General features: G+C 38.7%; 22 protein-coding genes. 12 read left to right on the top strand and 10 right to left on the bottom strand.

The features are described 5' to 3' along the window. Positions 1 to 229 precede the first annotated feature (229 nt). From ACMZOO_RS17345 to ACMZOO_RS17355, 3 genes are all read left to right on the top strand, one after another. Positions 230 to 505 (top strand): RNA recognition motif domain-containing protein, encoded by a 276-nt coding sequence (locus ACMZOO_RS17345; protein WP_440904567.1) that lies wholly within the window; start codon positions 230 to 232, stop codon positions 503 to 505. Between the two features lie 112 nt (positions 506 to 617). After that, positions 618 to 1,508 (top strand): 6-carboxytetrahydropterin synthase, encoded by an 891-nt coding sequence (locus ACMZOO_RS17350; RefSeq protein ID WP_440904568.1) that lies wholly within the window; start codon positions 618 to 620, stop codon positions 1,506 to 1,508. 25 nt (positions 1,509 to 1,533) lie between these two features. Then, on the top strand, positions 1,534 to 2,379 hold the full coding sequence (locus ACMZOO_RS17355; RefSeq protein ID WP_440904569.1) for a M23 family metallopeptidase: 846 nt from the start codon (positions 1,534 to 1,536) through the stop codon (positions 2,377 to 2,379). Between the two features lie 40 nt (positions 2,380 to 2,419). On the opposite strand, the gene ACMZOO_RS17360 is transcribed toward ACMZOO_RS17355, so the two are convergent. Then, on the bottom strand, positions 2,420 to 4,216 hold the full coding sequence (locus ACMZOO_RS17360) for a M61 family metallopeptidase (protein ID WP_440904571.1): 1,797 nt from the start codon (positions 4,214 to 4,216) through the stop codon (positions 2,420 to 2,422). Positions 4,217 to 4,673: 457 nt separating this feature from the next. Here ACMZOO_RS17360 and ACMZOO_RS17365 point away from each other — a divergent pair, with 457 nt between their 5' ends. Further along, positions 4,674 to 5,750, top strand: coding sequence for an aldose epimerase family protein (locus ACMZOO_RS17365; protein ID WP_440904572.1), 1,077 nt, complete (start codon positions 4,674 to 4,676; stop codon positions 5,748 to 5,750). 503 nt (positions 5,751 to 6,253) lie between these two features. After that, positions 6,254 to 6,766, top strand: a complete 513-nt coding sequence (locus tag ACMZOO_RS17370) for a DUF4234 domain-containing protein (protein ID WP_440904574.1) — start codon at positions 6,254 to 6,256, stop codon at positions 6,764 to 6,766. 56 nt (positions 6,767 to 6,822) lie between these two features. Here the strand turns inward: ACMZOO_RS17370 and ACMZOO_RS17375 are convergent, their stop codons facing one another. The 9 genes from ACMZOO_RS17375 to map form a co-directional block, all read right to left on the bottom strand. Then, entirely contained in the window at positions 6,823 to 7,725 is a 903-nt protein-coding gene (locus ACMZOO_RS17375; protein WP_440904575.1) for a DUF58 domain-containing protein, read from the bottom strand. A gap of 428 nt (positions 7,726 to 8,153) precedes the next feature. Further along, the gene (locus tag ACMZOO_RS17380) at positions 8,154 to 9,134 is read right to left on the bottom strand and encodes an AAA family ATPase (RefSeq protein ID WP_016955845.1); all 981 of its coding nucleotides are present in this window, start codon (positions 9,132 to 9,134) and stop codon (positions 8,154 to 8,156) included. Next, positions 9,131 to 10,342, bottom strand: coding sequence for a hypothetical protein (locus ACMZOO_RS17385; RefSeq protein WP_440904576.1), 1,212 nt, complete (start codon positions 10,340 to 10,342; stop codon positions 9,131 to 9,133). Before ACMZOO_RS17385 ends, ACMZOO_RS17380 begins: the two co-directional genes overlap by 4 nt. After that, on the bottom strand, positions 10,332 to 11,885 hold the full coding sequence (locus ACMZOO_RS17390) for a hypothetical protein (protein ID WP_440904577.1): 1,554 nt from the start codon (positions 11,883 to 11,885) through the stop codon (positions 10,332 to 10,334). Before ACMZOO_RS17390 ends, ACMZOO_RS17385 begins: the two co-directional genes overlap by 11 nt. After that, entirely contained in the window at positions 11,875 to 12,816 is a 942-nt protein-coding gene (locus tag ACMZOO_RS17395) for a stage II sporulation protein M (protein WP_440904578.1), read from the bottom strand. Before ACMZOO_RS17395 ends, ACMZOO_RS17390 begins: the two co-directional genes overlap by 11 nt. Continuing rightward, on the bottom strand, positions 12,813 to 13,490 hold the full coding sequence (locus tag ACMZOO_RS17400) for an RDD family protein (RefSeq protein ID WP_440904579.1): 678 nt from the start codon (positions 13,488 to 13,490) through the stop codon (positions 12,813 to 12,815). The genes ACMZOO_RS17395 and ACMZOO_RS17400 overlap by 4 nt, the downstream gene beginning before the upstream one ends. A gap of 237 nt (positions 13,491 to 13,727) precedes the next feature. Next, on the bottom strand, positions 13,728 to 14,555 hold the full coding sequence (gene dapD, locus ACMZOO_RS17405) for a 2,3,4,5-tetrahydropyridine-2,6-dicarboxylate N-succinyltransferase (protein ID WP_016955850.1): 828 nt from the start codon (positions 14,553 to 14,555) through the stop codon (positions 13,728 to 13,730). Positions 14,556 to 14,558: 3 nt separating this feature from the next. Next, complete coding sequence (glnD, locus tag ACMZOO_RS17410; RefSeq protein WP_440904581.1) at positions 14,559 to 17,192, bottom strand: [protein-PII] uridylyltransferase; 2,634 nt, start codon at positions 17,190 to 17,192, stop codon at positions 14,559 to 14,561. Positions 17,193 to 17,204: 12 nt separating this feature from the next. Then, on the bottom strand, positions 17,205 to 18,023 hold the full coding sequence (gene map / locus ACMZOO_RS17415) for a type I methionyl aminopeptidase (protein WP_440904582.1): 819 nt from the start codon (positions 18,021 to 18,023) through the stop codon (positions 17,205 to 17,207). 311 nt (positions 18,024 to 18,334) lie between these two features. On the opposite strand from map, the gene rpsB reads away from it, so the two are divergent. The 7 genes from rpsB to ispC all read left to right on the top strand — a co-directional run bounded on the left by rpsB (position 18,335) and on the right by ispC (position 24,249). Next, positions 18,335 to 19,063: a 30S ribosomal protein S2 gene (rpsB, locus tag ACMZOO_RS17420; RefSeq protein ID WP_016955853.1), complete on the top strand. Its 729-nt coding sequence runs from the start codon at positions 18,335 to 18,337 to the stop codon at positions 19,061 to 19,063. Between the two features lie 93 nt (positions 19,064 to 19,156). Continuing rightward, a complete protein-coding gene (tsf, locus tag ACMZOO_RS17425) occupies positions 19,157 to 20,008 on the top strand; it encodes a translation elongation factor Ts (protein WP_440904583.1) in 852 nt (283 codons plus the stop codon). A gap of 51 nt (positions 20,009 to 20,059) precedes the next feature. After that, on the top strand, positions 20,060 to 20,809 hold the full coding sequence (pyrH, locus tag ACMZOO_RS17430) for a UMP kinase (protein WP_026016790.1): 750 nt from the start codon (positions 20,060 to 20,062) through the stop codon (positions 20,807 to 20,809). Positions 20,810 to 20,836: 27 nt separating this feature from the next. After that, positions 20,837 to 21,394 (top strand): ribosome recycling factor, encoded by a 558-nt coding sequence (frr, locus tag ACMZOO_RS17435; protein ID WP_440904584.1) that lies wholly within the window; start codon positions 20,837 to 20,839, stop codon positions 21,392 to 21,394. A gap of 37 nt (positions 21,395 to 21,431) precedes the next feature. Next, positions 21,432 to 22,175 carry a polyprenyl diphosphate synthase gene (gene uppS, locus ACMZOO_RS17440; RefSeq protein WP_440904585.1) on the top strand — a complete coding sequence of 248 codons (744 nt, stop codon included), beginning with the start codon at positions 21,432 to 21,434 and terminating at the stop codon, positions 22,173 to 22,175. Next, positions 22,162 to 23,058 carry a phosphatidate cytidylyltransferase gene (locus ACMZOO_RS17445; RefSeq protein ID WP_016955858.1) on the top strand — a complete coding sequence of 299 codons (897 nt, stop codon included), beginning with the start codon at positions 22,162 to 22,164 and terminating at the stop codon, positions 23,056 to 23,058. Before uppS ends, ACMZOO_RS17445 begins: the two co-directional genes overlap by 14 nt. After that, complete coding sequence (gene ispC / locus ACMZOO_RS17450) at positions 23,059 to 24,249, top strand: 1-deoxy-D-xylulose-5-phosphate reductoisomerase (RefSeq protein ID WP_440904586.1); 1,191 nt, start codon at positions 23,059 to 23,061, stop codon at positions 24,247 to 24,249.

The raw sequence follows: 24,249 nt of genomic DNA on the forward strand, positions 1-24,249 counted from the left end.
TTAGCTAACTCATTGTTATTAATAGTTAAGTCTATTTACAGCCATTCTAGAGAGATAGTTATTCTTAGAACAAGGCGAATTTGCGTACGTAATAGCTGGGCTATTACTAGCGAATTCAACGCTGTTATAAGGATAAATAGCCTCTAGAAAGCAAGTTGTTATCCAGAGTTCAGGTTAACTAGCAGATTATCGTGTTTTAGTAGTGCCAGTTAGTTCGAAGGAATTTTGAATGAATATTTATGTTGGAAACCTGCCGTACAAATACACCGAAAATGATTTACGTGAAGCTTTTGTTGCATTTGGTAATGTCAGCCGAGCAAAAATAGTTTTAGACAGAGAAAGTGGTCGCTCAAAAGGTTTTGCATTTGTGGAAATGGAAAACAAAGCTGATGGTGAAACCGCGATTAAAAGTTTGCATGGAACTGAGGTCATGGGCCGAACATTAACGGTAAATGAAGCGCGTCCTCGCCCAGCAAAAAGACCTCCACGCAGAACACCGGCTTAATTGCAAATAGCTGAGTCATTTAATAATTGCCGAAGCCTTTAAGTTGCAGCTTGAGATATGAAGCGTATAATATCCAGCTTATTTTCTCTTTCTGCAAATATAAGCTGACTTCATGCATCTTTTCGTAAATGACTTAACTGTTATCGATTTTTCTTACCTTGATGCCAAGCGTGGCATAGTTGGCGAAAGCTGGATTGTAGACGTTGCACTGATTGGTAATTTGAACGATCAAAATATGGTACTAGATTTTGGTGTGGTTAAAAGCCAAATTAAACGCATTATTGACCGTGAATTTGATCATAAACTACATATTGCGGAAGATTCCAGCGCGTTAGTTAGTAAAAAAATTACCGAAGACGATAATTTAGATGTTGTGTACAAAACGCAAGATCTAGAGCTTATTTATATGTCAGCGCCACCGTCAGCTTATTGTTTTGTGCAAGACCAAAGCATATCAATCGACAGTGTTAAACCACTGATCCGCGCCACTATAATGCGTCATATGCCGGAAAACGTTAAAGACATTGAAATTACTTTGCGCCCGGAAAATATTGCGCAGGAGTATTATCATTATAGTCATGGGTTGAAAAAGCACGATGGCAACTGTCAACGCATAGTACATGGCCATAGGTCGAAAGTAACTGTTATGGTAGATGGCGCAGAAAATCGTGATTGGCAGCTATATTGGGCGAAACGCTGGAAAGATATTTATATCGGCAGTGAAGAAGATATGGATCTTGGGTTGCTTGAGCAATTTTGCCAACAACATGACTTGTTAGCTGATAATTACTTTGCTTTTTCTTATGCCGCATCTCAAGGGGAATTTAAGTTGGTTTGCCCTAAATCTTGTGCTGATGTAATTGACAGAGATTCTACTGTCGAATGTTTAGCAGAATTTATGCTAGAAGTGATGCAAGCACAACAACCTGAACAAAATATCCGTGTGTTGGCCTATGAGGGTGTATCTAAAGGTGCAATTTCTCAATCGAGTGTTGCTAATTAATCTGACATAGGATTTTGACCACGCTATGCTAAAAACTTTATCTTCTGCTTTATCTGTTATTACTTTGTGTGGTTACGTTTTGTTTGGGCAAGCGGCGGCAAACTACCAAGTTGAAGCGCAAGCTTTGGCACAAGGTGGCTTTATTAAAGGCCAGTTTGCTGATTGCACTCAAGTAACGGTAATAGATGGTGAAGATAAATATTCTGGCCAATGTACGCCAGATGGCAATTTTTTAGTTGGTTTTGGACGCGATGCTAAAGCTGTGCAAAAACTGGTATTTAGCTTTAACAATAAAGCTGATTACATGGCGGTGGTTGAATTAGAGCAACGTCAATACAAAACAGACAGAGTAAATGGTGTACCACAAAAAACGGTTAGCCCTCCAAAAGACGTTTTAGACCGAATTAAAGGCGAAAACGAACAAATCTGGCTAGCTCGCAACAAACACACAGAATCCTTCGATTTTTTAACTAGCTTTATTTGGCCTGCAAAAGGGCGTATTTCCGGTGTTTATGGTAGTCAACGCGTATTTAATGGTGTGCCGAAAAGACCTCATTTTGGCCTGGATGTAGCAGCCCCAAAAGGTACACCTGTTGTTGCTCCTGCAGCTGGTATTATCCGTTTAGCTCACAATGATATGTTTTATTCTGGTGGAACTATTATTTTAGATCACGGTTATGGTATTACCTCCACCTTTATTCATCTTTCTAAACTTGATGTTGTCGACGGCCAAAAAGTTAAACAGGGCGAAAAGATAGGTGAGATAGGTAAGTCAGGCCGCGCGACAGGTAATCATTTAGACTGGCGTATTAACTGGAAGAACGTCCGCCTCGACCCTGCATTTTGGGTAGAAGCGGGTGGTAATGAGTAGCTGGTTGTCTGCAACTAACTACTAGTTAACTAATATCTTATTAGTTAATTTTCTGCCAACCTCTAGCTTTTTCTTCATCAACCAAGGTTAATTCGATCAACTCACTAATAGGTTTAACCAGTTGAACTTGTGTTGTACATAACTCGCCATTTCTTACATAAGCTACTGGATAGCTCTTATCTAAGTTTAGATTGTTAGTTATATTGCTGAAGTTACCCGTATTAACTATTAAGTTGTCTATAGCAACAATTACATCCTGCACGCTTAAGCCTGCTTGTTCGGCTGGGCTGTCATTTAATACTTGCGCAATTTCTAAACCGAGTTTGGCTTCTTTGTAGATTAATCCCAAATATGGGCTGTGATCTTCAGTGCTAATGTCGAGTGGTGAATTAACTTTGGACGCAGCTTGTTTGTACTCAACACCAAATTCAGCCAATAAATCAGTCAGTGGCACTATGTCTTTGCCGTTCAAAATATCGAAAAATGCTTGTTTAATTTGCGCTTGAGTTATGCTTTCAGCTATATCTATAACTGTTTCTAATCCCGTACCGCTATAACTTTCACCACCATCTAGGTACTCTTGCCACAATACACGCATTACATCATCTAATGATTTAGTTGAATTTGTGTGTTTGCGAATACTTAGATCTAACCATAGTGCAAGTAAACTTCCTTTAGTGTAATAACTTACTATGTTGTTAGCTGCATCTGGACCTTGTTGGTAAAACTTAGTCCAAGCGTAGAAACTAGATTCAATTAGGTTTTGTTTAAGCTGACCTTTACCGCGATTCACTCGGCTAATGGTTTTGCTTTTGGTTTTTATGTAATCACTAAATTCGACTATGCCAGTGCGGAATAAACTTAAATCATCGTAATAAGACGTAATTCCTTCAAATGCCCATAATTGTTTGGTGTAACTTTCACTGTTTAGTTGGTAAGGAATAAACTCTGCAGGCTTAATTCGGCAGACATTCCAATTGTGAAAATATTCATGCGACGCCAAGCTTAAAAAGGTTTTATATCCTTCGGATAATTCTTCTGGTTTATTGATATTTGGAAAATCAAAAGTAGAGCAGAGCAGTGCGGTGGAATTTTTGTGCTCTAAACCACCAAAGCCACTTGGTAGAATGTTGGTTAAAAACCAATACTCGTTAAAAGGCGGTTTGCCGCCGGTTTCGCGTTCAAACAAATCTATATGGTGTTGGCATAACTTGCTGACATCTTTTATCAGCCTTTGAGTATCTGCAAAGTGTTTGCCGTTTAAAATTAGGTAATGTGGTGTACCAGCGACAGTAAATTCCAAATGGGTGAAATCACCAATTTCTACAGGACAGTCGATAAGCTCTGCATAGTTATCCGCTTGATACAAACCAAATTGATACACTTGAGTATCACTAGGTCTTTGTAGTCCAGTTGCGACTTTCCACTTATCGGTAAAACTTGGCGTTTGTAACTCTACTTGTTGCGGCGCATCGGCGAATTCATTAACGCTAATAAATAAACTTGTGCCGTTAAAAAATGCTCTTTGTTGGTCTAAATATGCTGTACGCACTGAACTGTCAAATGCATATACTTGATAGCTAATTTCACACGCTTGACCAAGGGTGGTTATTTGCCAGTTTTGTTTATCAATGAGCTCAATTTCAATTGCTTGGCCATCTATTTTTGCTTGTAGGTCGATAATGTTTTTTGCAAAGTCGCGGATCATGTATGAGCCTGGTATCCAAGCCGGTAGCGACAAATTGAGTCGTTTTTGTTGATGTGTTGGTACTTGGATAGTGACTTGATAAATATGTTGATTGGCTAAGTCGAAATTTACTGTGTATTTAATAGACATATATTTTCTTTTTAGATTATTAAATTGATGAGCTAAATAAGTAACCTGATGTGAGAGGAGGCCATCACATCAAGTTAAGTATAAAACTTTGGCTATAAATTTGTTGCGTTTTTTAACTTAGGTTAAGCGTTTAACGTTCTATATACCCAAGCTACTTGAAGATGCGAGATTTCAGCACGAGATAAAAAGCATTTAGACAAGGCATTGATTGAAGATAATGGTTGCCCCTTTTCAAAATCAATAACGCAGTATAAATGCTTTTTAGCCTTGCCCTTCGGGAGCTTCACAGCGTTTCTATTACTGCGTTATGTTAATTTGAAAGGTACCTACATTCCTTCATTAACATGCCTTGTACTAAAAACGCTGTGATAGCTCTGAAACATGCATTTTCGAGTCGCTTGGGTATAAACTACTTTCGCGCTACAATTAGCGCGACAAAATACATAACGAGAGCTATATGAGCCAAACAATTATTATGCAACCCACAGTTACAATTTCACCATTTGGCACGACTCCAAACGGTGATGCTATCTCCGCATACACTTTAACCAATAACCACGGCACCCAAGCTGTAGTGATTAATTTTGGTGCGATTCTACAAAGTTTAAAGACGCAAGATAAAAACGGTGATTTTGCCGATATCGTCTTAGGTTTTGAAGAGTTAGAGCCTTATTTAACTAACCCAACTTACTTTGGCGCGACCATAGGTCGTTTTGGTAACCGTATTGGCAATGGCCAATGTGAAATTAATGGCGAAACTTACACCTTTTTACAAAACAATGGCACTAACCATTTACATGGCGGCGCCGAAGGTTTTGATAAAAAAGTTTGGCAAGCTGAAGCTGTGTCTGACGCAAATAGCGCGGGTGTTGTATTAACGTTAGTTAGCCCTGATGGTGACCAAGGCTATCCTGGAACTTTAACCGTTAAGTGTGAATATCACTTAACCAATGATGATGAACTTGTGATTAAGTACACAGCCAACACGGATAAAACCACTATCATCAATTTGACTAACCACAGCTATTTTAACTTAAAAGAGCAGGGGACAATTTTAGATCACTTACTTGAAATCCCAACTTCAAAGTTGACTCCGGTTGATGAAAATATGCTGCCAACGGGCGAGATCCGCGATATCACAGGCACGCCTTTTGATTTTACAACGGCTAAGACGATTGGTCAGGATATAGATGCGGATGATGAGCAGCTTAAAATAGGTGCGGGTTACGACCACAACTATTATTTTGAAAAAGCTGATGGCGAATTATCACTAGTTGCTAAAACTACTGAATCATCATCTGGTCGTGTATTAGCTATTTATACCACTGAGCCTGGCTTCCAGTTGTATACGGGTAACTTTATCGGTGATGATTTGTCAGGTAAAGGTCGTCAATATGGTAAATATGCGGGTTTCTGTGTTGAACCACAACACGTGCCTGATGCACCAAATAAACCTGTGTTTAAATCTACTTTATTAACGCCAGAGCAAACTTATACCAGTGAAATGCGCTATGTTTTTTCGGTAGTTAAGTAATTTCTTGTCTATGTGGAATAGCTAACTTGAAGCATAATTTTCTAAAAACGCTTTAAACACGTGCTTGGGGTGCTCACACAAGATATCCCTATCTTGTGAAGCTTTAGAAAATTAGCATTCAAGTTATCTACCCATAAACTACTGAGTTGTTAAAAAAGTAATACTTGCCAAAATCGTATAACTGAGGGTTTGGCAAGTGATTTCCGAAACGGAACTTACTTATCATGGATGATAAGTCAGAGCGTACATGGATTGTATTTACAGCGTTTCCGTTTTGGGAAGCAGTGGCCACGGCCGCTTTCTCTGCTGGTTAACCTGTGGAGCATTAGAATTCAAGTTACCTCGCCATAAACTATTGAGTCGTTAGTAAAAGCAAAATGTGCCATATACGGATAAAATTTCAAGGAACAAAATAATTTTGAAAAATAGTCTGATTGAGTATAATCGCAAATGATCAAATGAATCATTTTGATTACATTATTAACAATTTTTAAGGATATAAAATGACAACAGCTGTAGATAATGCTTTTGAAGCACCAAAAGCCGAATTGGCCGATTTAAACGCTAACGATCAAATTCTAAATTTAAAACGTTTCTCTGCTTGGGGCGTGTTTTTCTTATCAATTATTACTCTAGGGATTTATTTCTTATATTGGATGTATACACGTAGTGTGTCATTGAACAACTTAGAAACAGAAAATAAAGTCAATATGACAACTGTGTATGCGTATATTGCGACTTATGTCATCTCTCAAGTCATTTCAATTGCGTCTGAATTTATGCCAGAACAACACGTAGTGGCGATTGTCTCTGGGGGGATCGGTTTAGTTAATATGATTTTTTATATTGTTGTGGCGTTTTCAATTCGTAAAGTATTAATGGAAGTGCTCAATAAAAACCAAGGAGAGCAAGTCGTTAAAGTCAACGGTGTTTTGACTTTCTTCTTTAGTGTAATTTATTTCCAATTTAAAATTAATAAAGCGCATGACGAAATCAAAGAAGCTAGCGCTGAATAAGTTCTAATGAATGATAAAGTAGCTCGTTAGAGCTACTTTTAGTCAAGCATGCGCCTCTATAGTAAGCCTGAGTGTTTGATATTTAGGTAGGTATTAATTACATACGGCAGTAAATATTCCGACTGAGTGTTAACACAAATTACCCCTTCTTTTGCTAATCTAGCTAAATTGTGCTGATAAATATTATTTAGTTCTATCGCGGCGCAATACTTATTCGCGTCATTTTCACTCTCGATATCCGAGTTTAGAATTTGTTTAATAGTGACGTTTTCAATATTAATTAAAGCAACTAGATGGTGCTGTTGTAACTTTTTAACTGCAGGCAAGAGGTCATTGATATCTTGATCGTTTAGAGTGGTCACGAGTAGCACTAATGAACGTTTGCTTCTTTTCTTTAAAAGGCTATTTACCGCTTTTAAATAGTCGCTTGAACTTTCATCTGGGTGTAAATCATAAAAGTGATTCATAACCCGGCTAACGTTTTGAGCGCCTTTCACCGCGGGTAACCACCTTTCTTGTAAGTTAAAACTTTGCATACTAAAACAATCTCCTTGTTTTAGTACAGTGTGGCTGAGCATCAACAAAGCATTTAGCGCTGCGTCAAAATGCGTTCCATTTGTTGTCTCTAAATTCATTTTTACACCAGCGTCTAACATCACAATTATGTGCTGGTTTTGTTCTTCTTGATATTCTTTTGAAATTAATTTTTGGCGCTTACTCGTTGCCTGCCAATCAATTTGCCGAATGCTATCACCTTGTCTAAATTCTCTTAACTGATGGAATTCGATACCGTCGCCGCGTTTTTTTAGTCTTTTTAAACCTGTAACTCGCGTGTTGTTTACACCTTTTAAGCTTTCGGAATGATTTATTCGATTAAAATTTGGGTAAACTTTAACATCAACTTTGTTTTGCTCAAGCCACTGAAGCTGCCAAAGTTTAAAAGCTGAATATATAGACACCTCTATCGGGCCAATCACAAATGAGCCGCGTTTGAGCGGTCTCAACCTGTAACTTATGGCTAGTTGCTTGCTAGGGGTTAGCTCGAATTCCTCTTGTGCAGAGGTCAACTCAAACTCGTCTGGCACACAGTCTGTTATTTTTACATGAATTTTCTTATTAGCATTGTTTGTTAACTTTATCGAGAACAGGTGCTTATGATCGTAGCTTAGTGTATTTGGAGTATCTCTCGAAATTGAAATTTGAGGAGGCTTAAGTTGGCGGGCAGCATCCAATATAAGCACACATAAAAGTGCTAGGTTAGCTGCAATAAAAAGCTCAATTATGTGTGAGTTGGCATCAAACGCCAAATATAACAGCAGCGCTACACAAGTATCAATTGCGATAAGTTTAACTAACCAAAGGGATGGTTTCAGAGCTACTAGTTTCATTAGTTTCTGGGTGCTTCAATGCTTTCTAAGATAGCGTTAATGATTTGAATTTGGTTGTAACCCTCAAGTTCAAGTTCAGCTGAAAGTACCAGTCGGTGTCTTAATACATTTGGTGTAACTAATTTGATGTCGTCTGGGATAACAAAATCACGGCCATGCATAAGTGCGGTAACTTTGGCTGCTTTTATTATGTTGATACTTGCTCGAACACCTGCGCCATGCAGTACACCATGCCATGAACGGGTTTTACGCACTATCTCTACTGCGTAATTAATAATTTGCTCATCAACGAGTATATTGGAAGCAAGCTGTTTAATTTCAATAATTTTTTGTTGATCCAAGATAGTGTCTAAAGCATCCACTTGGTGCTCATTGGAAACTTCGCCTGTATTTAATTTTAACAAGGCTATTTCTGAGTCAAGATCTGGGTAATCTAGTTCAACTTTCATCATAAAGCGATCAAGTTCAGCTTCAGGTAAAGGGTAGGTTCCTTCCTGATCGAGCGGGTTTTGTGTAGCAAGTACGATAAACGGAGAGTCTATCGACATAGTTGTTCCGTCTATGGTTATTTGCTGCTCTTGCATCACCTCTAACAATGCCGATTGAGTTTTTGCGGGCGCACGGTTAATTTCATCAGCCAATAGTATGTTGGTAAAAGCAGGGCCCTTTTTCATAACAAATTCACCTGACTTCATGTCGTATAAACTATGGCCAAGTACATCTGCTGGCATTAAATCAGGAGTAAACTGTATTCTCGAAAATTTAATGTTTAAACTTTTTGCTAATGCTCTTACAAGCAAGGTTTTACCTAATCCAGGTACACCCTCTAACAACACATGGCCGCCAGCAAATAAAACGGTAAGTACGTTTTCGATGATAAGGTCTTGGCCAACCAAAACTCGAGCAATGTTGGATTTGACACGAACTACAGCTTCAGCTGCTTCGGCTAATGAGAGCTTACTCGCTTCATCTTGAATCATAGCGAATTCCTTAATGCTTTTAATGAACTGATAAATTTAATTTTGTCGTTGGTTGAAGTTGGAATATCAGAATCTAATAAATATCGAATTTCCTCTTCGTTAAACTCAGTTATTTTTGCTAACGAAGCGCACTGATTGTCGATAGTCATAGCTGCAAACGCAGGGATCTTAACTTCAATTTTTCGGATGATGTCTTTTAATAATGCTTTTTTTAATACATCTGAATGCTGTTGGTTAAACATGTAAAAGCCAGTTGCTTCTATATGTGATGCGAAGGGTGTTCGCTTAGATACTATAGGGGTGATGGGGTTTCCATCGCGCACGGCCAAATGCCAAACTAAAAATATTAAACTCATGCCAAGCAGTAATACAAATATCCATGACCAATGCCATAATTCTGCAAGCCAATTGGGCGCAACTAAACTTGGCAAGTAATAAAGTTTATCATTTTTACCAATTAGCCAAAGTAAAAATATGCCATGGTCTAGCTGCCTAAGCGCCATATTTGATATTGATTGTATGCTAGGTATAACGGTTATGTATCCCTCGCCAAATCCTATTTCACATATCAGCGTTGGCGTTTGGCTTGCTTCGTTATTTTCTGCAGTTTTTTCGTCTTTTTTAGCTGTGTCATCGTCGGTTTTTTTTGCAATCAGTTTAACTTCTTCGCCGACACAATCTTCAACAGTGTGGCTAAAGGGCAAATAAATTTTAGCCAATTCGTCACCGTATTTTATTTGTGCATTTGCCTCAGCTTTACTTGTGATGTGTATGTTGGGATATGCGTCGTCCGCTTCTATTACTTTTATACCAGTATTTTGATAAAAATTTTGTGTAGCTGATTTTAGCATGTCGTGGCGGCGCGATAGTGTTAGCACTAAGTGGCCACCTTGTGACACCCAATTGAGTACTTTTGAGTCAAGTTGAGGATACTCTTTAAAACTTGCTTCATCTAAGATTAAACTATTTGTTTGCGCGAGTTTTATTTTTGAATCTACAATCAGTTCTACTGGGCTCGTTAATTGAATTAATTCTTTTTCTCGGCTTTCAAGCAATTTGGAAGCGGCTAATAAAGGTTGTTCTATTGCAACTCTACTCAATCCTGTTTCAATTGTTTTTTCTTCCCATTCAATACTGGCATACACATAAGCTAAAACTACGACAATAAAGATCAGGGTAAGCGACAATATCCAATTTTTACTTTTCATTTTGTCGCTCCACGCTCACAGTAAAACTCGAAACTTCTGTGATTAACAATTGGATTTCTTGAATAGAGACATCTTTATGTGCCCATGCTTGCTGGATCCATAACGAAAATAGTTTGTCGTAAAAAGTATGTTGTGGTTGAGGGGTAACCCTAATTAATGCTGATTTACATTCGAACTCAGTCATTGATTTGTTAAATATATCAGGATGTTTGAGATGAACTTGTATTAACGTATGGCGTAATATAAGCGCTAATGCATATCGCAAATTTGCTTTTTCTAACGCTTCAAGGCTCGCAGCTATTAGATCATCAGGCCAGTCTTGGCTAACTTGATTGCGGATAAAACTCGGAAACTCTTGCACACTATTTGTCTGTTCAGTTGTTTTGTTGCGAGATAAAGTCCAGCTTTTGGTTTTTTTGAATAGTTTTATTAGACTGACAACAACCCAGCCACACAACAATATTACGAGTGCCCAAAATACGAAAGCGATAATAGGACTTAATTCGCTCAAACCTGAAAATATTTTGAACAGTTTTTTTAGCCATGTTAGATCAAAGTTAGGATCTTCTTGGCTTTTGGGCACATAGGTTGTTTGTGTTTCAACCAGTTTTTCATCTTTATAAATGCTGACTACTTCTTGATAAATTTTATCTAAACTTTCAGGGCGTTGGTAAATTTCAGTTTCCGCTTCCTTGGACTTTTGGTTTAGTTCGACTTCAAGCAGTTCAATTTTGTCTTCTATGCTGTCATTTGCGCTAACTGGATGAGGAAAAAATAGATTTACACTTAAAATTGCAATAAGACTCACTTGAGATAAGCGGGCTACGATTCGTTTAAAAGATTGCTCTATATCCCATCCTTCAATGTGAATTCTGCTATTCAAATACATTAAAAATCCGCCTGTGGTGAAGTAGGGCGCAATTAATGCAATTGACATAAGATAAGTAATTAAATAAAGCGAGACAAATTCGCTTGAATTGAAATATTCAAATGTTAGATGTTCATCGATAGGCATAAAGTCTGGAAATAACCCGTAATAGACGAACAATAGGGTCATTAGCATTAACATTTCTAGGTGAACACACAATAAGATCCACCAAGTTTGATTGTGACTACATCTGTTATTTAAGATATCTTTGCGCTTTGTTAGTGCTTTAGATGATTGTTTTTCTAGCTGCTCAATAGGCGCATTGTATGCTCGTGTCGTCGATAGCCGATATATAGTTAACAACTTAATAATATTGATGATTTTAAGCTGCTTTAACGATGAAATAGCCTCAAATGTTGAACAAGAATATGAAAAGCTTACGCGTGATAAATAGGTTAGGAGCGGACGCTCAAAAACGGGTTTTAACCACCAAATTATAAAACCTACGTATTCTATTGGTAGCAGTGCGTAAAATATTGCTGCCAACGGAACCACAAGCGTTAAATAAATTTTGATTAATGCAACAAAATGCTTTTTTACAAATAGTAAAGTTAAATCAAAAACTTGAGACGGTGTTCGTGGGCAAGGCTCAAAACTAAGTTTATTAAGTTCCATATCTTGTCCCTGTATACAGTTTGTAACTAATCAATATCCATAGAATTGAACCGACGGAATATTTATATACGGATGGAATATTCAATGGTGACCAAAATGCTTCAATAAAAGCTGCAATGACTAACATTACAAAAGCGCCGATTATCAAAGGCAAAACTTCAAGGCCAGTTTTTTTCATTATGTAAGCTCGGCTATATTTTCCTGGTGAGAGCAGATCAAACCCGAGTTTGCAGCCAGCTGCACCCGCAATAATAATTGCGGTTAGCTCAAACGAACCATGGGTAATAACAAATGAGAAAAATGGCTCGTTGTAACCAAGTTCAACAATATAGGCTGAGATAGCACCAAAGTAAAAACTGTTAAACAGTAGTGGAATGAGTGCACCGATACAAAACAAAGCACCAGCGCCAAACATCTGAAAAGCAATACCAATATTGTTGTAGATATATACACCAAACATTAAAACATCTGCGTCCATAGTTCGTTTGTCAGTTTGCACAGCACCTGCTGGGTTGTACATATCTGCAATGTCGTTGAGTTGATCAGGAGAAACAAAGTGATAAATGGCATCAGGTGAATTTTGTATCCAGAAAAAGGCAATTAAAGATAATCCCCAGAAAGCAGTCAGCGCTGCCCAAATAAAATTTCTGCATGTATAAAGTGCTTTTGGAAATTCGCTTTTAAATATCGACCAAATTCTTGTGAAGCCGATGCTCTCACCACTATAAAGGACACTTTGACCCAATTTTACCAGATCATTTAAATTTGCGACCAAAGCTGGTGAGTAGTGGCGGGTTTTAGCGAGGGCTAAATCACTACAAATTCTTCTATATTCGCGTGGGAAATTTGCTGGTGCCGGTGATTCGGTACACATTGTTTCAAACTCGGTCCACCTTTGCTTATGCAGCTTCACAAATTGATTTTGCTTCATGTTGCTTGACCTGAGTAATATTGGGCAATTTCTTTTACCGCTTCACTTGCTGTATTGTCTTGGGTCGTAATGATATCTGTCAGTATATTGGCGAGCTCTTCTTGTCTTGCTGAAGATAATGTATGACAGCGCTCTGCGTACATAATTAACGACAATTGTTCTTCTGTCGACAACTGGATTTTAGGTGGGCTAATATTACTATTTTGCTGTGTCGAAAAACTAACTTTATCTTCTACGTACACAACCATAGTGCCAGCCGCCCAATCACCCAAGCGTTTAAATTGAAAGTTTAATGCCATGACAATTAAACCAATTAAATAAGCAAAAGGAAAAGAATCGGCGGGGCGTATCAAATTGCGTAAAACAATGTGGTTAATTTTGCATGGTAAGCCATTATCTTGCACAACTTTTAATTTATAACGTTTTTTACCTGGCGTTTGCCCTGATAACGACTCAAATAGAATGTAGTATCCCCAAGTAACCAAAAAGTAGGTTACTAAGAATAAACCCGTACCAGCTTTGCCCATAAAACCGAAAATAAACCCAAAGGCGAGCATAACAACTGAGCGCAGAAGAAAGTCAAATAGGTAGGCTTTTGTTCTAATAGAAATACCAGCGGGGGTTAAGTTAATACTGACACCTTCCGGTAGTGTATTTGCAAAACTGTTGTTCAATCCTTGAGTAATCATTTTTGTTAGATAGAGATAATTTAAACGTTAATGATGCGTAAAATTAATTTAAAAATCAATTGGTTTTTATGTTTTAACTAAGGTGAATTTCGGAACTGGCGCTTTCGACTGGGCTTATACACTGTTCTATGGGGGGATATAAAAAATCCAGTGAGTTATTTTCACTGGATTTTTACTGTGTCGGCGATTATGCCGCTAAAACTGAAAAATCAGTATTACAGATTATTCGTCAATGCTACGTAATAAACCGTTAATACCAACTTTAGATAAAGTCTTTTGGTCAACTTTCTTAACGATTACTGCAGCGTATAAGCTGTAAGAACCATCTTTAGAAGGTAAAGAACCAGAAACAACAACTGAGCCTGCTGGTACACGGCCGTAGTGAATTTCACCAGTTTCACGATCATAAATACGTGTGCTTTGACCAATGTAAACGCCCATAGAAATTACTGAGCCTTCTTCAACAACAACACCTTCAACGATTTCAGAGCGAGCACCGATGAAACAGTTGTCTTCAATGATGGTTGGATTTGCTTGTAATGGCTCTAAAACACCACCGATACCAACACCACCAGATAAGTGAACGTTTTTACCGATTTGTGCACATGAACCTACAGTTGCCCATGTATCAACCATAGTACCTTCGTCAACGTAAGCACCGATGTTTACATAAGAAGGCATTAATACAGTGTTTTTCGCAACGAAAGAACCTTTACGTACTGCTGCAGGTGGTACAACACGTACACCGTCTGCTTTAAATTGCTCTGCAGTGTAATCAGCATATTTCATGTCTACTTTGTCGTAGTACTGAGTTTCGCCGCCATCAATAGGAGCGTTGTCACGAATACGGAAAGAAAGTAATACGGCTTTTTTCAACCATTGGTGAACAACCCACTCACCAGAAATTTTCTCAGCAACACGAGCTTTACCACTATCTAAAAGTGCTACAGCTTCTTCTACTGCACTTTTTACTTCAGCAGTTACAGTTGCTGGTGTAATGTCGGCACGTTGTTCAAACGCGCTTTCAATAATTGATTTTAAATCAGACATAATTTATCTCTTATTTGAAGGGTTAATCTTTAATGCAGCACATAATTGTTCGGTTAATGAAGATTTTTCTTCAACCGATAGTGGATCACCTGAATTATTGGTTAAAACGAAAAAATCTTCCGCTCGTTCACCTATGGTCGCCACCTTAGCTGCATGTATTGTAATATTGTTCGCAAAAAATACCCGGCCAATTTTAACCAACAAACCTGGGGTATCAAGTGCTTCTAGCTCCATCATGCTTCGTTTGTCGTTTTTATGTTCAACCCAAGTGATTTTTGTCGGCACATGAAATTGTTTAATCTGCCTTGGAATTCGATTTGGTACGCTTGGTTCACCGTCTTCGTTTATCGCTTCCACTAATGCATCTTGAATATCTTTAAAGCGTTTGCGACTTGCTTGATTACCTTCTTCTTCGAGCACAATCAAAGTATCTAGCGCAAAGCCGTCTTCAGTATTCATAATGATCGCATCATGTATGTTGAAGTTTTTGCGATCGAGCGCAGAACAAATAGATGCAAACAAATATGCTCTGTCTTTGGTATAAACAAAAATCGCCGTGCCACCCGGGTGGGTATTATTGTCTATAGCAAAGATAATGTCTTTACCTTTGGCATCTAGGATAGTTTGGGTATGCCAAGCTATTTGTTTGCTATTGTACTTGTGAAAATAATCTTCTTGCATCGTCTGCCAAAGACTATCTATAGCTTCTGGTGAATATTTGTTGCTAAGGAGAATATCTAACGCGTTATCACGTTTTTCTTTTTCTTGAATGTCACGTGCGACAGGTTTTTCTAAACCACTGCGCATTGCATTTTGAGTTGACGTGTACAACTGGCGCAACAAAGATGCTTTCCAGTCATTTAATAGTGTTGTATTGGTTGCTCGAATATCCGCTAAGGTAAGTGCATACAACAAATTTAAATGTGTTTCGTCTTGAATGCGTTCGCAGAAATCATGGATCACTTGCGGATCATTAATATCTTTACGCTGCGCAACCACAGACATTAATAAGTGATTTTCAACTAACCAAGCGACTAAATCTGTATCTGTTTCAGAAATGCCGTGTAAACGACAGAATTTTCGAACAGCCTCACCACCAAGCTCAGAATGGTCGCCGCCTTTGCCTTTACATATGTCATGGTAAATTGCAGCTATATATAATAACTCGATTTTAGGGTAGTTGGTACAAATGGCTGAACAACGCGGAAACTCTTCTTTATTTTCCGGTAAGGTATAGCGATACAAATTGCGAATGAGTCTATGCGTGTGTTCATCAACCGTATAGCTGTGGAATAAGTCAAATTGCATCAAGCCAACTATATGTGCCCAATCGTGACTATAAACGGCCATAACACCGTGATGATGCATTATCTTCCAGCTGATACCAAAAAACTGCGGGTGTTTAACCAATTGCATAAAACGTTCACGACAGGCTTCAAGTTGACACAACTCAAGCTTTTCGTATTTACGCCGCGCATTTCTAAGTAACCTAAGGGTTGTTGAATGTAATCCGCTAATGTTTTTGTCGTAGTCAGCTACAAGTAAAAACATATCTAATAAACCCGCAGGTGTTTCAAATACGTCTTCATTACGAGCGCGTAATAAACCGTTGGTAACTTCGAAGTCATTATTGAGCTTTTTGCGTTTCCATGGACGGAAGCGGGTAACAAACTCATCGGCAAAAAACTGCAGCAGTACTTGGTTGAGTTCACTTACGCGGCGAGTGATAACAAAAAAGCGCTTCATCATAGTTTCAACCGCTGATTTGTTTTGCCCATAACCAAGTAAGTTAGCTACTTCTGGCTGGTGCTCAAACAATAAACGGTTTTCACTGCGGCCAGCGACTGAATGCAAAGCAAAACGCATATGCCATAAAAACTCGCGACAATCTTGCAGCTCGCGCAGCTCTTCTTCTGTCATAAAGTTTTGTTTTACTAACTGACTGCCATCAAATACTTTGTAGTGTTTTTTTGCAATCCAACCTATGTTTTGAATGTCGCGTAAACAGCCAGGATTTTCTTTTATGTTTGGTTCTAAATTATAACTGGTATCGTTAAATTTGCGGTGGCGCGCTTGCTGCTCTTCGGTTTTAGCTTTAAAGAATTTAACACTTGGCCAAAAGCTTTTACCGTTTACTTTTTTCGTCAGCTCTTTATATAAATTTTCATCACCAATTAAAAAGCGCGATTCGAGTAGGTTAGTGGCTATGGTAATGTCTTCTTGACCTAAAGAAATGGTTTCTTTTAAGGTGCGAACACTCTGGCCTATATCTAAACCTAAATCCCATAACGCGGTTACAAATTGACTGATTTTTTGCTGGCAGTCTTCATTTATTTGGTTTTTTGATAAAATCAACAAATCGATATCTGAATGTAAATTCAAATGACCTCGACCGTATCCACCGACTGCAGCTAAGGTCAATTCGGCGGTTTGCTCAAGATCAAGTAGTCGCCACAATTTACGAATTAAGTGGTCAATAAAAAAGGCTCGCCCTAATACTATTTTTGCAATAGGCTGCTGCGTATAAGCCTCTTGTAACCATTCGTGGTAACTATCAACGAGTTTACGCACTTCGGCTATTTTATCCAAAGAGTGAATCTGGCTAACTTTATCTAAATAATGCTGTTGACTGCTCACGCTACTACCTATTTATTTTACGCGTTCAATGCTTTCGTCACTGCGCAGAGTTAAAATCTCTCGGCCTGTTGCGGTAACTAAAATGGTGTGTTCCCACTGGGCACTTAAACTGCGATCTCTTGTTACAACTGTCCAGTCATCTTTCAGGAGTTTGGTATCACGTTTGCCGGCGTTGATCATAGGCTCGATTGTGATACACATGCCTTCACGCAAAATCTCACCTGTACCAGGTTTGCCATAGTGAAGAATTTGTGGTTCTTCGTGGAATTCGTTACCTATACCGTGTCCGCAGTATTCTCGTACCACAGAGTAGCCGTGGTTGTGTGCATGTTTAGCAATTTCGTAGCCGATATCACCTAAACGTGCACCAGGTTTGACCATGTCTATACCTATGTACATGCACTCTTGAGTGACTTTCATTAAACGTTCGGCTAGCGTGGTTTTTAAACTTGATTCACCAACCAGAAACATTTTACTTGTGTCACCGTGATAACCATTGACGTGTAGGTTATCAGCTGAATCTTCATCAAACCTTACAGTTACATCTATGTTGATAATGTCACCGTTTTTAAGCTGTTTGTCGTTTGGAATGCCGTGACACACAACATGATTAACTGACGTACAGATAGATTTAGGGAAACCATGGTAGTTTAAAGGTGCAGGGTAAGCTTTAAACTCATTCACTATATAATCATGACAAATTTGATTTAATTCATCGGTTGTGACGCCTGCTTTGACATGTGGGCCGATCATTTCTAAAACTTCCGCTGCCATTTTGCCTGCGGTTCGCATTTTTTCTATTTCTGCTGCAGTTTTAATTTTAATACTCAAGGTATATCCTCAATTTAACTGTATTTGCACCTTATTCGATGATTATACTATGAAAACAGTCGGCAGTGACGACTGATTGTTGATTAAGGCCAATTTCATTCAATTCACAATTAAAAATTGTTGTTTTAGCCTGTGTATGGTATAAAGCGCGCCGACAATTCGCAAATGAATTGTTGAACTTAAGGGAGCATCTCCCTGAATTTATATTTATTAATAACACACACATACTGCAACGTTGTCCGGGGTGCCAATTTTATTGGTCGGATTCAGCGGGTATGTGGAGGCTCAACCCCAATTAAGTGAGGAAAATTATGCCTAACGTATCTATGCGCGACATGCTTAAAGCAGGTGTTCACTTTGGTCACCAAACTCGTTACTGGGAACCAAAAATGAAGCCGTACATCTTTGGTGCGCGTAACAAGATCCATATCATCAACTTAGAAAAAACAGTTCCTTTATTCAACGCTGCTTTAAATGAATTATCTAAAGTATCACAACGTAAAGGTAAAGTTCTTTTTGTTGGTACTAAGCGTGCTGCTAGCGAAGCAGTAAAAGAAGCTGCATTAAAATCAGACCAGTATTATGTTAATCACCGTTGGTTAGGTGGTATGTTAACTAACTGGAAAACTGTACGTCAGTCAATCAAACGTTTAAAAGATTTAGAAACTCAAAGCCAAGACGGTACTTTTGACAAGTTAACTAAAAAAGAAGCTTTAATGTTAACTCGTGAAATGCAAAAGTTAGAGTTAAGCTTAGGCGGTATCAAAAACATGGGTGGCTTACCAGACATCCTTTTCGTAATTGATGCAGACCACGAGCACATCGCTATCAAAGAAGCTAACAACCTAGGTATTCCAGTTGTTGCTGTTGTTGATACTAACTCTAAGCCAGATGGTGTTGATTTCGTTATCCCAGGTAACGATGATGCTATCCGTGCAATTCAATTGTACTTGAATGCAGCAGCTGACGCGGCTAACGAAGGTCGTGAAAGCAACTTAGAAGTTCAAGCTGAAAAAGACGGTTTTGTTGAAGCAGAATAATTCTGTTGTAACAAGCTGTATATATTGTTGAATAGGGGCTAATTGCCCCTATTTAATAAGCACGAATCGAATTTATTAACGAGGACAATTAAGATGGCAATTACTGCTGCTCTAGTTAAAGAACTTCGTGAGCGCACTGGCGCTGGCATGATGGATTGTAAAAAAGCTTTAGTTGAAACTGATGGTGATATTGAAGTAGCAATCGAAAATATGCGTAAATCTGGCCAAGCAAAAGCGGCTAAAAAAGCAGGTAACATCGCTGCTGAAGGTACTATTTTAACACGTCAAGGCGACGGTGTTGCGGTACTAGTTGAAGTTAACTGTCAAACAGATTTCGTAGCAAAAGATAAAAACTTCTTAGCTTTCGCTAATGAAGTAGCTGACGCTGCAATAGCTTCAGTTGTAACTATTGATGCATTAAAAGAGCAATTTGAAGAAACTCGTGTTGCTTTAGTTGCAAAAATTGGTGAAAACATCAACATCCGTCGTATTCAATACGTTGAAGGTGCTGAGTTTGCTGATTACCGCCACGGCGACCGTATCGGTGTTGTTGTAGCTGGTTCTGGTGATGCTGAAACTTTAAAACACGTTGCTATGCACGTTGCTGCAAGCAAGCCTGAGTACGTAAACCCTGAAGATGTACCAGCTGAAGTTGTTGAAAAAGAAAAAGCTATCCAAATCGAAATCGCGATGAACGAAGGTAAACCTGCTGAAATCGCTGAGAAAATGGTTACTGGCCGTATGAAGAAGTTTACTGGTGAAGTTTCTTTAACTGGTCAAGCTTTCATCATGGAACCTAAAAAATCTGTTGGCGAATACCTTAAAGAAAAAGGTACTAGCGTAACTACTTTCGTTCGTTTAGAAGTTGGCGAAGGTATCGAGAAGAAACAAGAAGATTTTGCTGCAGAAGTACAAGCTCAAGTAGCGGCTGCAAAAGGTCAATAAAATATCTCCCAAGCCGCGTTTATCGCGGCTTCTTTTTGTGATTAGATGGAAATGAATATGAATCCTAAACCAGAATATCGACGTGTACTTTTAAAACTTAGTGGTGAAGCTTTGATGGGCGACGAAGGCTTCGGTATCGACCCTAAAGTTTTGGATAGAATGGCCCAAGAAATTAAAGAATTAGTAGAACTTGGTGTACAGGTTGGCATTGTAATTGGTGGTGGAAATTTATTTAGAGGTTCAGGTTTAGCTAAAGCGGGTATGAATCGCGTAGTCGGTGATCACATGGGTATGCTTGCTACCACAATGAATGGTTTAGCAATGCGCGACGCACTACATCGTGCCTATGTGAATGCAAGGCTAATGTCTGCAATTGAATTGTCAGGCGTATGTGATACCTATAATTGGACAGACGCAATTAGCTTATTAAAAGCGGGTAAAGTTGTTATTTTTGCAGCGGGTACTGGTAACCCATTCTTTACAACAGATTCAGCTGCCTGTTTGCGCGGTATTGAAATTGAAGCTGACGTTGTTTTAAAAGCGACTAAAGTAGATGGTGTTTATTCTGCAGATCCTGTAACTAACCCTGAAGCAACTTTATACAATAAACTGTCTTACCAAGAAGTTTTAGAGAAAGAATTAAAAGTAATGGACTTAGCTGCATTTACTTTGGCGCGTGACCACAGCTTGCCAATTCGTGTATTTAACATGAATAAACCTGGCGCGTTAAAGAATGTTATTATGGGCGCAGTTGAGGGTACATTAATCGATCACGCTGAAAAATTAAATTCAGTAAACTAATTTAAATTCATTTTAGGAAGAATTACCGTGATTAACGAAATTATTCAAGATGCTCAAGAGCGCATGGGCAAAAGTATTGACGCACTTAAAAATCAATTAGCTAAAATCCGTACTGGTCGTGCACATCCAAGTTTATTAGATAGTATTACGGTTGAATACTATGGTGCTGATACTCCGTTAAAGCAACTTGCTAACGTAGTGGTTGAAGACTCTCGTACTTTAGCTGTATCTGTATTTGATAAATCACTTGTTCAAGCGGTTGAAAAAGCAATTTTAACCTCAGATTTAGGTTTAAACCCAGCGACTGCTGGCACAATTATGCGTATTCCTTTACCGCCGTTAACGGAAGAGCGTCGTCGTGACCTAATCAAGATCGTTAAAAACGAGGTGGAGCAAGGCAAAGTTGCCATTCGTAACATTCGCCGTGATGCAAATGGTGATATTAAGTCATTATTAAAAGACAAAGACATCAGTGAAGATGAAGCGAAAAAAGCAGAAGATGACATCCAAAAAGTAACGGATGAAAACGTTAAACAAGTTGACGTTATTTTTGCTGCAAAAGAAAAAGAATTATTGGACTTTTAATTGTGATGAGCCTCAGTAATGGGGCTCTAATTAATGCATGACGACTGCGCTAGAAACGATAAAAACAATTAACCCTGCTGCTTACCCTAAACATGTCGGCATTATTATGGACGGTAATGGTAGATGGGCTAAACAACAGGGCAAAGCTCGTACTTTTGGACACAAAGCAGGTGTCGAGTCGGTACGGGCGGCTATTCGCTTTGCAATCCAACATGAGTTGGACGTTTTAACCTTATTCGCTTTTTCTAGTGAAAATTGGAAAAGACCTGAACAAGAAGTTTCTGTGTTAATGGAGCTTTTTATGTTCGTATTAACCAAAGAAGTAAAGCGTCTGCATAAGAATAAAGTTAGATTGAAAATTATTGGTGATGTGTCACGCTTTAATGACAGATTGCAAAAGAAAATAGCTGAATCAGAAGCACTAACAGAAAATAATGATGGTTTGTTACTTTGTGTGGCGGCCAACTATGGTGGGCGTTGGGATATTGCCAATGCGGTTAATCAATATATTGAGAAAACCGGCAATACCAAATTAACGGAAGACGATATCACAGCAAACATCAGTCTAGCTGAATTTACTCCGCTTGATTTAATTATTAGAACTGGTGGCGAAACGCGCATCAGTAATTTCCTTCTTTGGCATGCCGCGTATGCGGAATTTTATTTTACTGACGAGTTATGGCCAGATTTTCGCGAAGAAAGTTTTGCTAAAGCTGTGCAGTGTTTTGCAAGTCGCCAAAGGCGTTTCGGTTTGACAGGGGATCAAGTTGAAGAATCTTAACAATGCAGCATCTAAGTCGAGTACGTTAAAAAAACGTATTTTGACAGCGCTGATCTTATTACCACTTGCACTAATTGCTATTTTTGAATTGCCATTAGTTTATTTCGCGCTTTTTACCGGTGTGGTTTTATCTATAGGTGCTTGGGAATGGGGACCATTTATTGGTTTTTGCAATAAACGCCGTCGCTTAGGCTTAATGGCGTTATTAATTTCTTCTATGCTGGCATTTGCTTATTATGCTGGTTTGTATGACAGTGGCAAAATTGAAGTATTTCATCAAGCCGTCGAATATGCCATTTGGATTTCAGTCGTTTGGTGGGTTGTCGCTTTAGGTTTAGTGATTAGCTATCCTCGTTCAGCAAGATTTTGGCGCAGCGGCCGCTGGATCAAAGGAATATTTGGTTTAGTCACTTTATTACCTGCATGGTTAGCGATTAATGTTATTCGCAGTTTTGAATACCAAGAAAACCCACAAAATGGTGCTTGGTTGTTATTGTATGTATTAGCTTTGGTGTGGGCAGCAGATATTGGCGCTTATTTTGCTGGAAAAGCTTTTGGTAAACGTAAACTTATGCCAAATGTCAGCCCAGGTAAAACCATAGAAGGTATGTTGGGCGGTATGGTTGCTAGTGCCACATTAATTTTTATTGTGTTACAAACACCGCTATTTGTTGGCTATAACGGATTAGACGTTGTTTGGATTTCGTTGATTGTAGTTGCAAGTTCAGTATTAGGTGACTTGCTTGAAAGTATGTTGAAACGCCAAGCAGGTATTAAAGATAGTGGTACTATTTTACCTGGACATGGTGGTATCTTAGACAGAGTAGATAGCTTAACTGCTGCCTTACCTGTTTTTACTTGTTTATTTTATTACGCAATCTAAATGAAAAAAGTCGCCGTTTTTGGCTCTACCGGCTCTATCGGTCAGAGCACATTAGAGGTTATTCGCAATAACCCTAATCAATATCAAGTTTATGCATTGGCTGCGTTTAAAAGTGTCGCTTTGATGGCGCAGCAGTGTATTGAATTTAACCCTCAATATGCGCTATTGGTAGACGCTCAAGCCGCAGCCGAACTAAAACAAAGTTTGCAAAATATCCCAAGTTGCACTACTCAAGTGTTAGTTGGTGTACGCGAATTAAATGGGCTAGCAAAAGCTGATTACGATATTTTAGTCGCGGCAATTGTTGGGGCTGCTGGTTTACAATCTACCTTAGCTGCTGCACAAGCAAGCAAAACTATTTTACTTGCCAATAAAGAATCACTTGTCATGTCTGGACAAATCTTTATTGACGAAGTTAAAAAACACGGCGCTAAATTATTGCCGGTCGACAGTGAACACAACGCTATATTTCAAAGTTTACCCAGTGAATATCAAAAAGATTATCTAAACCAAGATATATGTGACTTTGGGGTTAAATCTATTATTTTAACTGGCTCAGGCGGACCGTTTTTAAACGAGCCACTTGCTTCACTTAGCAGCAAAACGCCAGCGCAAGCTGTTGCTCATCCCAATTGGTCTATGGGGCAAAAAATTTCAGTTGATTCAGCAACTATGATGAATAAGGGCTTAGAGCTAATCGAAGCCTGTTGGTTATTTGGGGTGCAGCCTGATTTTATTGAAGTATTAATTCATCCTCAGTCTGTTATTCATTCTATGGTGCGTTATCTAGATGGCTCGGTATTGGCACAATTAGGTGCACCAGATATGAAAACGCCGATAGCAAATTGTTTAGCCTTCCCACAGCGAATTGTCTCAGGCAGTGAGCATTACGACTTTATCACTGGTAGTTCATTTGACTTTAAAGCGCCTGATTTTGAACGTTTTCCAAACCTTTATTTAGCCAAACAAGCATTTAAATTAGGTCAAGAATCAACAACTGTATTAAGTGCCGCCAACGAAGTGCACGTTGAAGCTTTTTTAAAAGAGCAAATTAGTTTTACCGACATAGCTAAATTTAATCAGATTATCTTAGAGTCTTACCAGCCAGCAGCGGTAGATGATATTGACAGCATTTTAGCTATTGACCAACAAGCTCGCCGTTTAGCCGAGCAGAAGTTGCAAGAGGCTTAA

The organism is Catenovulum sp. SX2 (assembly GCF_052056295.1).
Taxonomy (GTDB): domain Bacteria; phylum Pseudomonadota; class Gammaproteobacteria; order Enterobacterales; family Alteromonadaceae; genus Catenovulum.

What these genes read in the sequence shown, in the direction of transcription:
- ACMZOO_RS17355 (WP_440904569.1), top strand. Translation starts at nt 1,534, where the DNA reads ATGCTAAAAACTTTATCTTCTGCTTTATCTGTTATTACTTTGTGTGGT.
- uppS (WP_440904585.1), top strand. Translation starts at nt 21,432, where the DNA reads ATGACGACTGCGCTAGAAACGATAAAAACAATTAACCCTGCTGCTTAC.
- ACMZOO_RS17370 (WP_440904574.1), top strand. Translation starts at nt 6,254, where the DNA reads ATGACAACAGCTGTAGATAATGCTTTTGAAGCACCAAAAGCCGAATTG.
- ACMZOO_RS17395 (WP_440904578.1), bottom strand. Translation starts at nt 12,816, where the DNA reads ATGAAGCAAAATCAATTTGTGAAGCTGCATAAGCAAAGGTGGACCGAG.
- ispC (WP_440904586.1), top strand. Translation starts at nt 23,059, where the DNA reads ATGAAAAAAGTCGCCGTTTTTGGCTCTACCGGCTCTATCGGTCAGAGC.
- dapD (WP_016955850.1), bottom strand. Translation starts at nt 14,555, where the DNA reads ATGTCTGATTTAAAATCAATTATTGAAAGCGCGTTTGAACAACGTGCC.
- ACMZOO_RS17345 (WP_440904567.1), top strand. Translation starts at nt 230, where the DNA reads ATGAATATTTATGTTGGAAACCTGCCGTACAAATACACCGAAAATGAT.
- ACMZOO_RS17360 (WP_440904571.1), bottom strand. Translation starts at nt 4,216, where the DNA reads ATGTCTATTAAATACACAGTAAATTTCGACTTAGCCAATCAACATATT.
- ACMZOO_RS17390 (WP_440904577.1), bottom strand. Translation starts at nt 11,885, where the DNA reads ATGGAACTTAATAAACTTAGTTTTGAGCCTTGCCCACGAACACCGTCT.
- ACMZOO_RS17350 (WP_440904568.1), top strand. Translation starts at nt 618, where the DNA reads ATGCATCTTTTCGTAAATGACTTAACTGTTATCGATTTTTCTTACCTT.
- pyrH (WP_026016790.1), top strand. Translation starts at nt 20,060, where the DNA reads ATGAATATGAATCCTAAACCAGAATATCGACGTGTACTTTTAAAACTT.
- rpsB (WP_016955853.1), top strand. Translation starts at nt 18,335, where the DNA reads ATGCCTAACGTATCTATGCGCGACATGCTTAAAGCAGGTGTTCACTTT.
- ACMZOO_RS17380 (WP_016955845.1), bottom strand. Translation starts at nt 9,134, where the DNA reads ATGATTCAAGATGAAGCGAGTAAGCTCTCATTAGCCGAAGCAGCTGAA.
- ACMZOO_RS17385 (WP_440904576.1), bottom strand. Translation starts at nt 10,342, where the DNA reads ATGAAAAGTAAAAATTGGATATTGTCGCTTACCCTGATCTTTATTGTC.
- ACMZOO_RS17365 (WP_440904572.1), top strand. Translation starts at nt 4,674, where the DNA reads ATGAGCCAAACAATTATTATGCAACCCACAGTTACAATTTCACCATTT.
- tsf (WP_440904583.1), top strand. Translation starts at nt 19,157, where the DNA reads ATGGCAATTACTGCTGCTCTAGTTAAAGAACTTCGTGAGCGCACTGGC.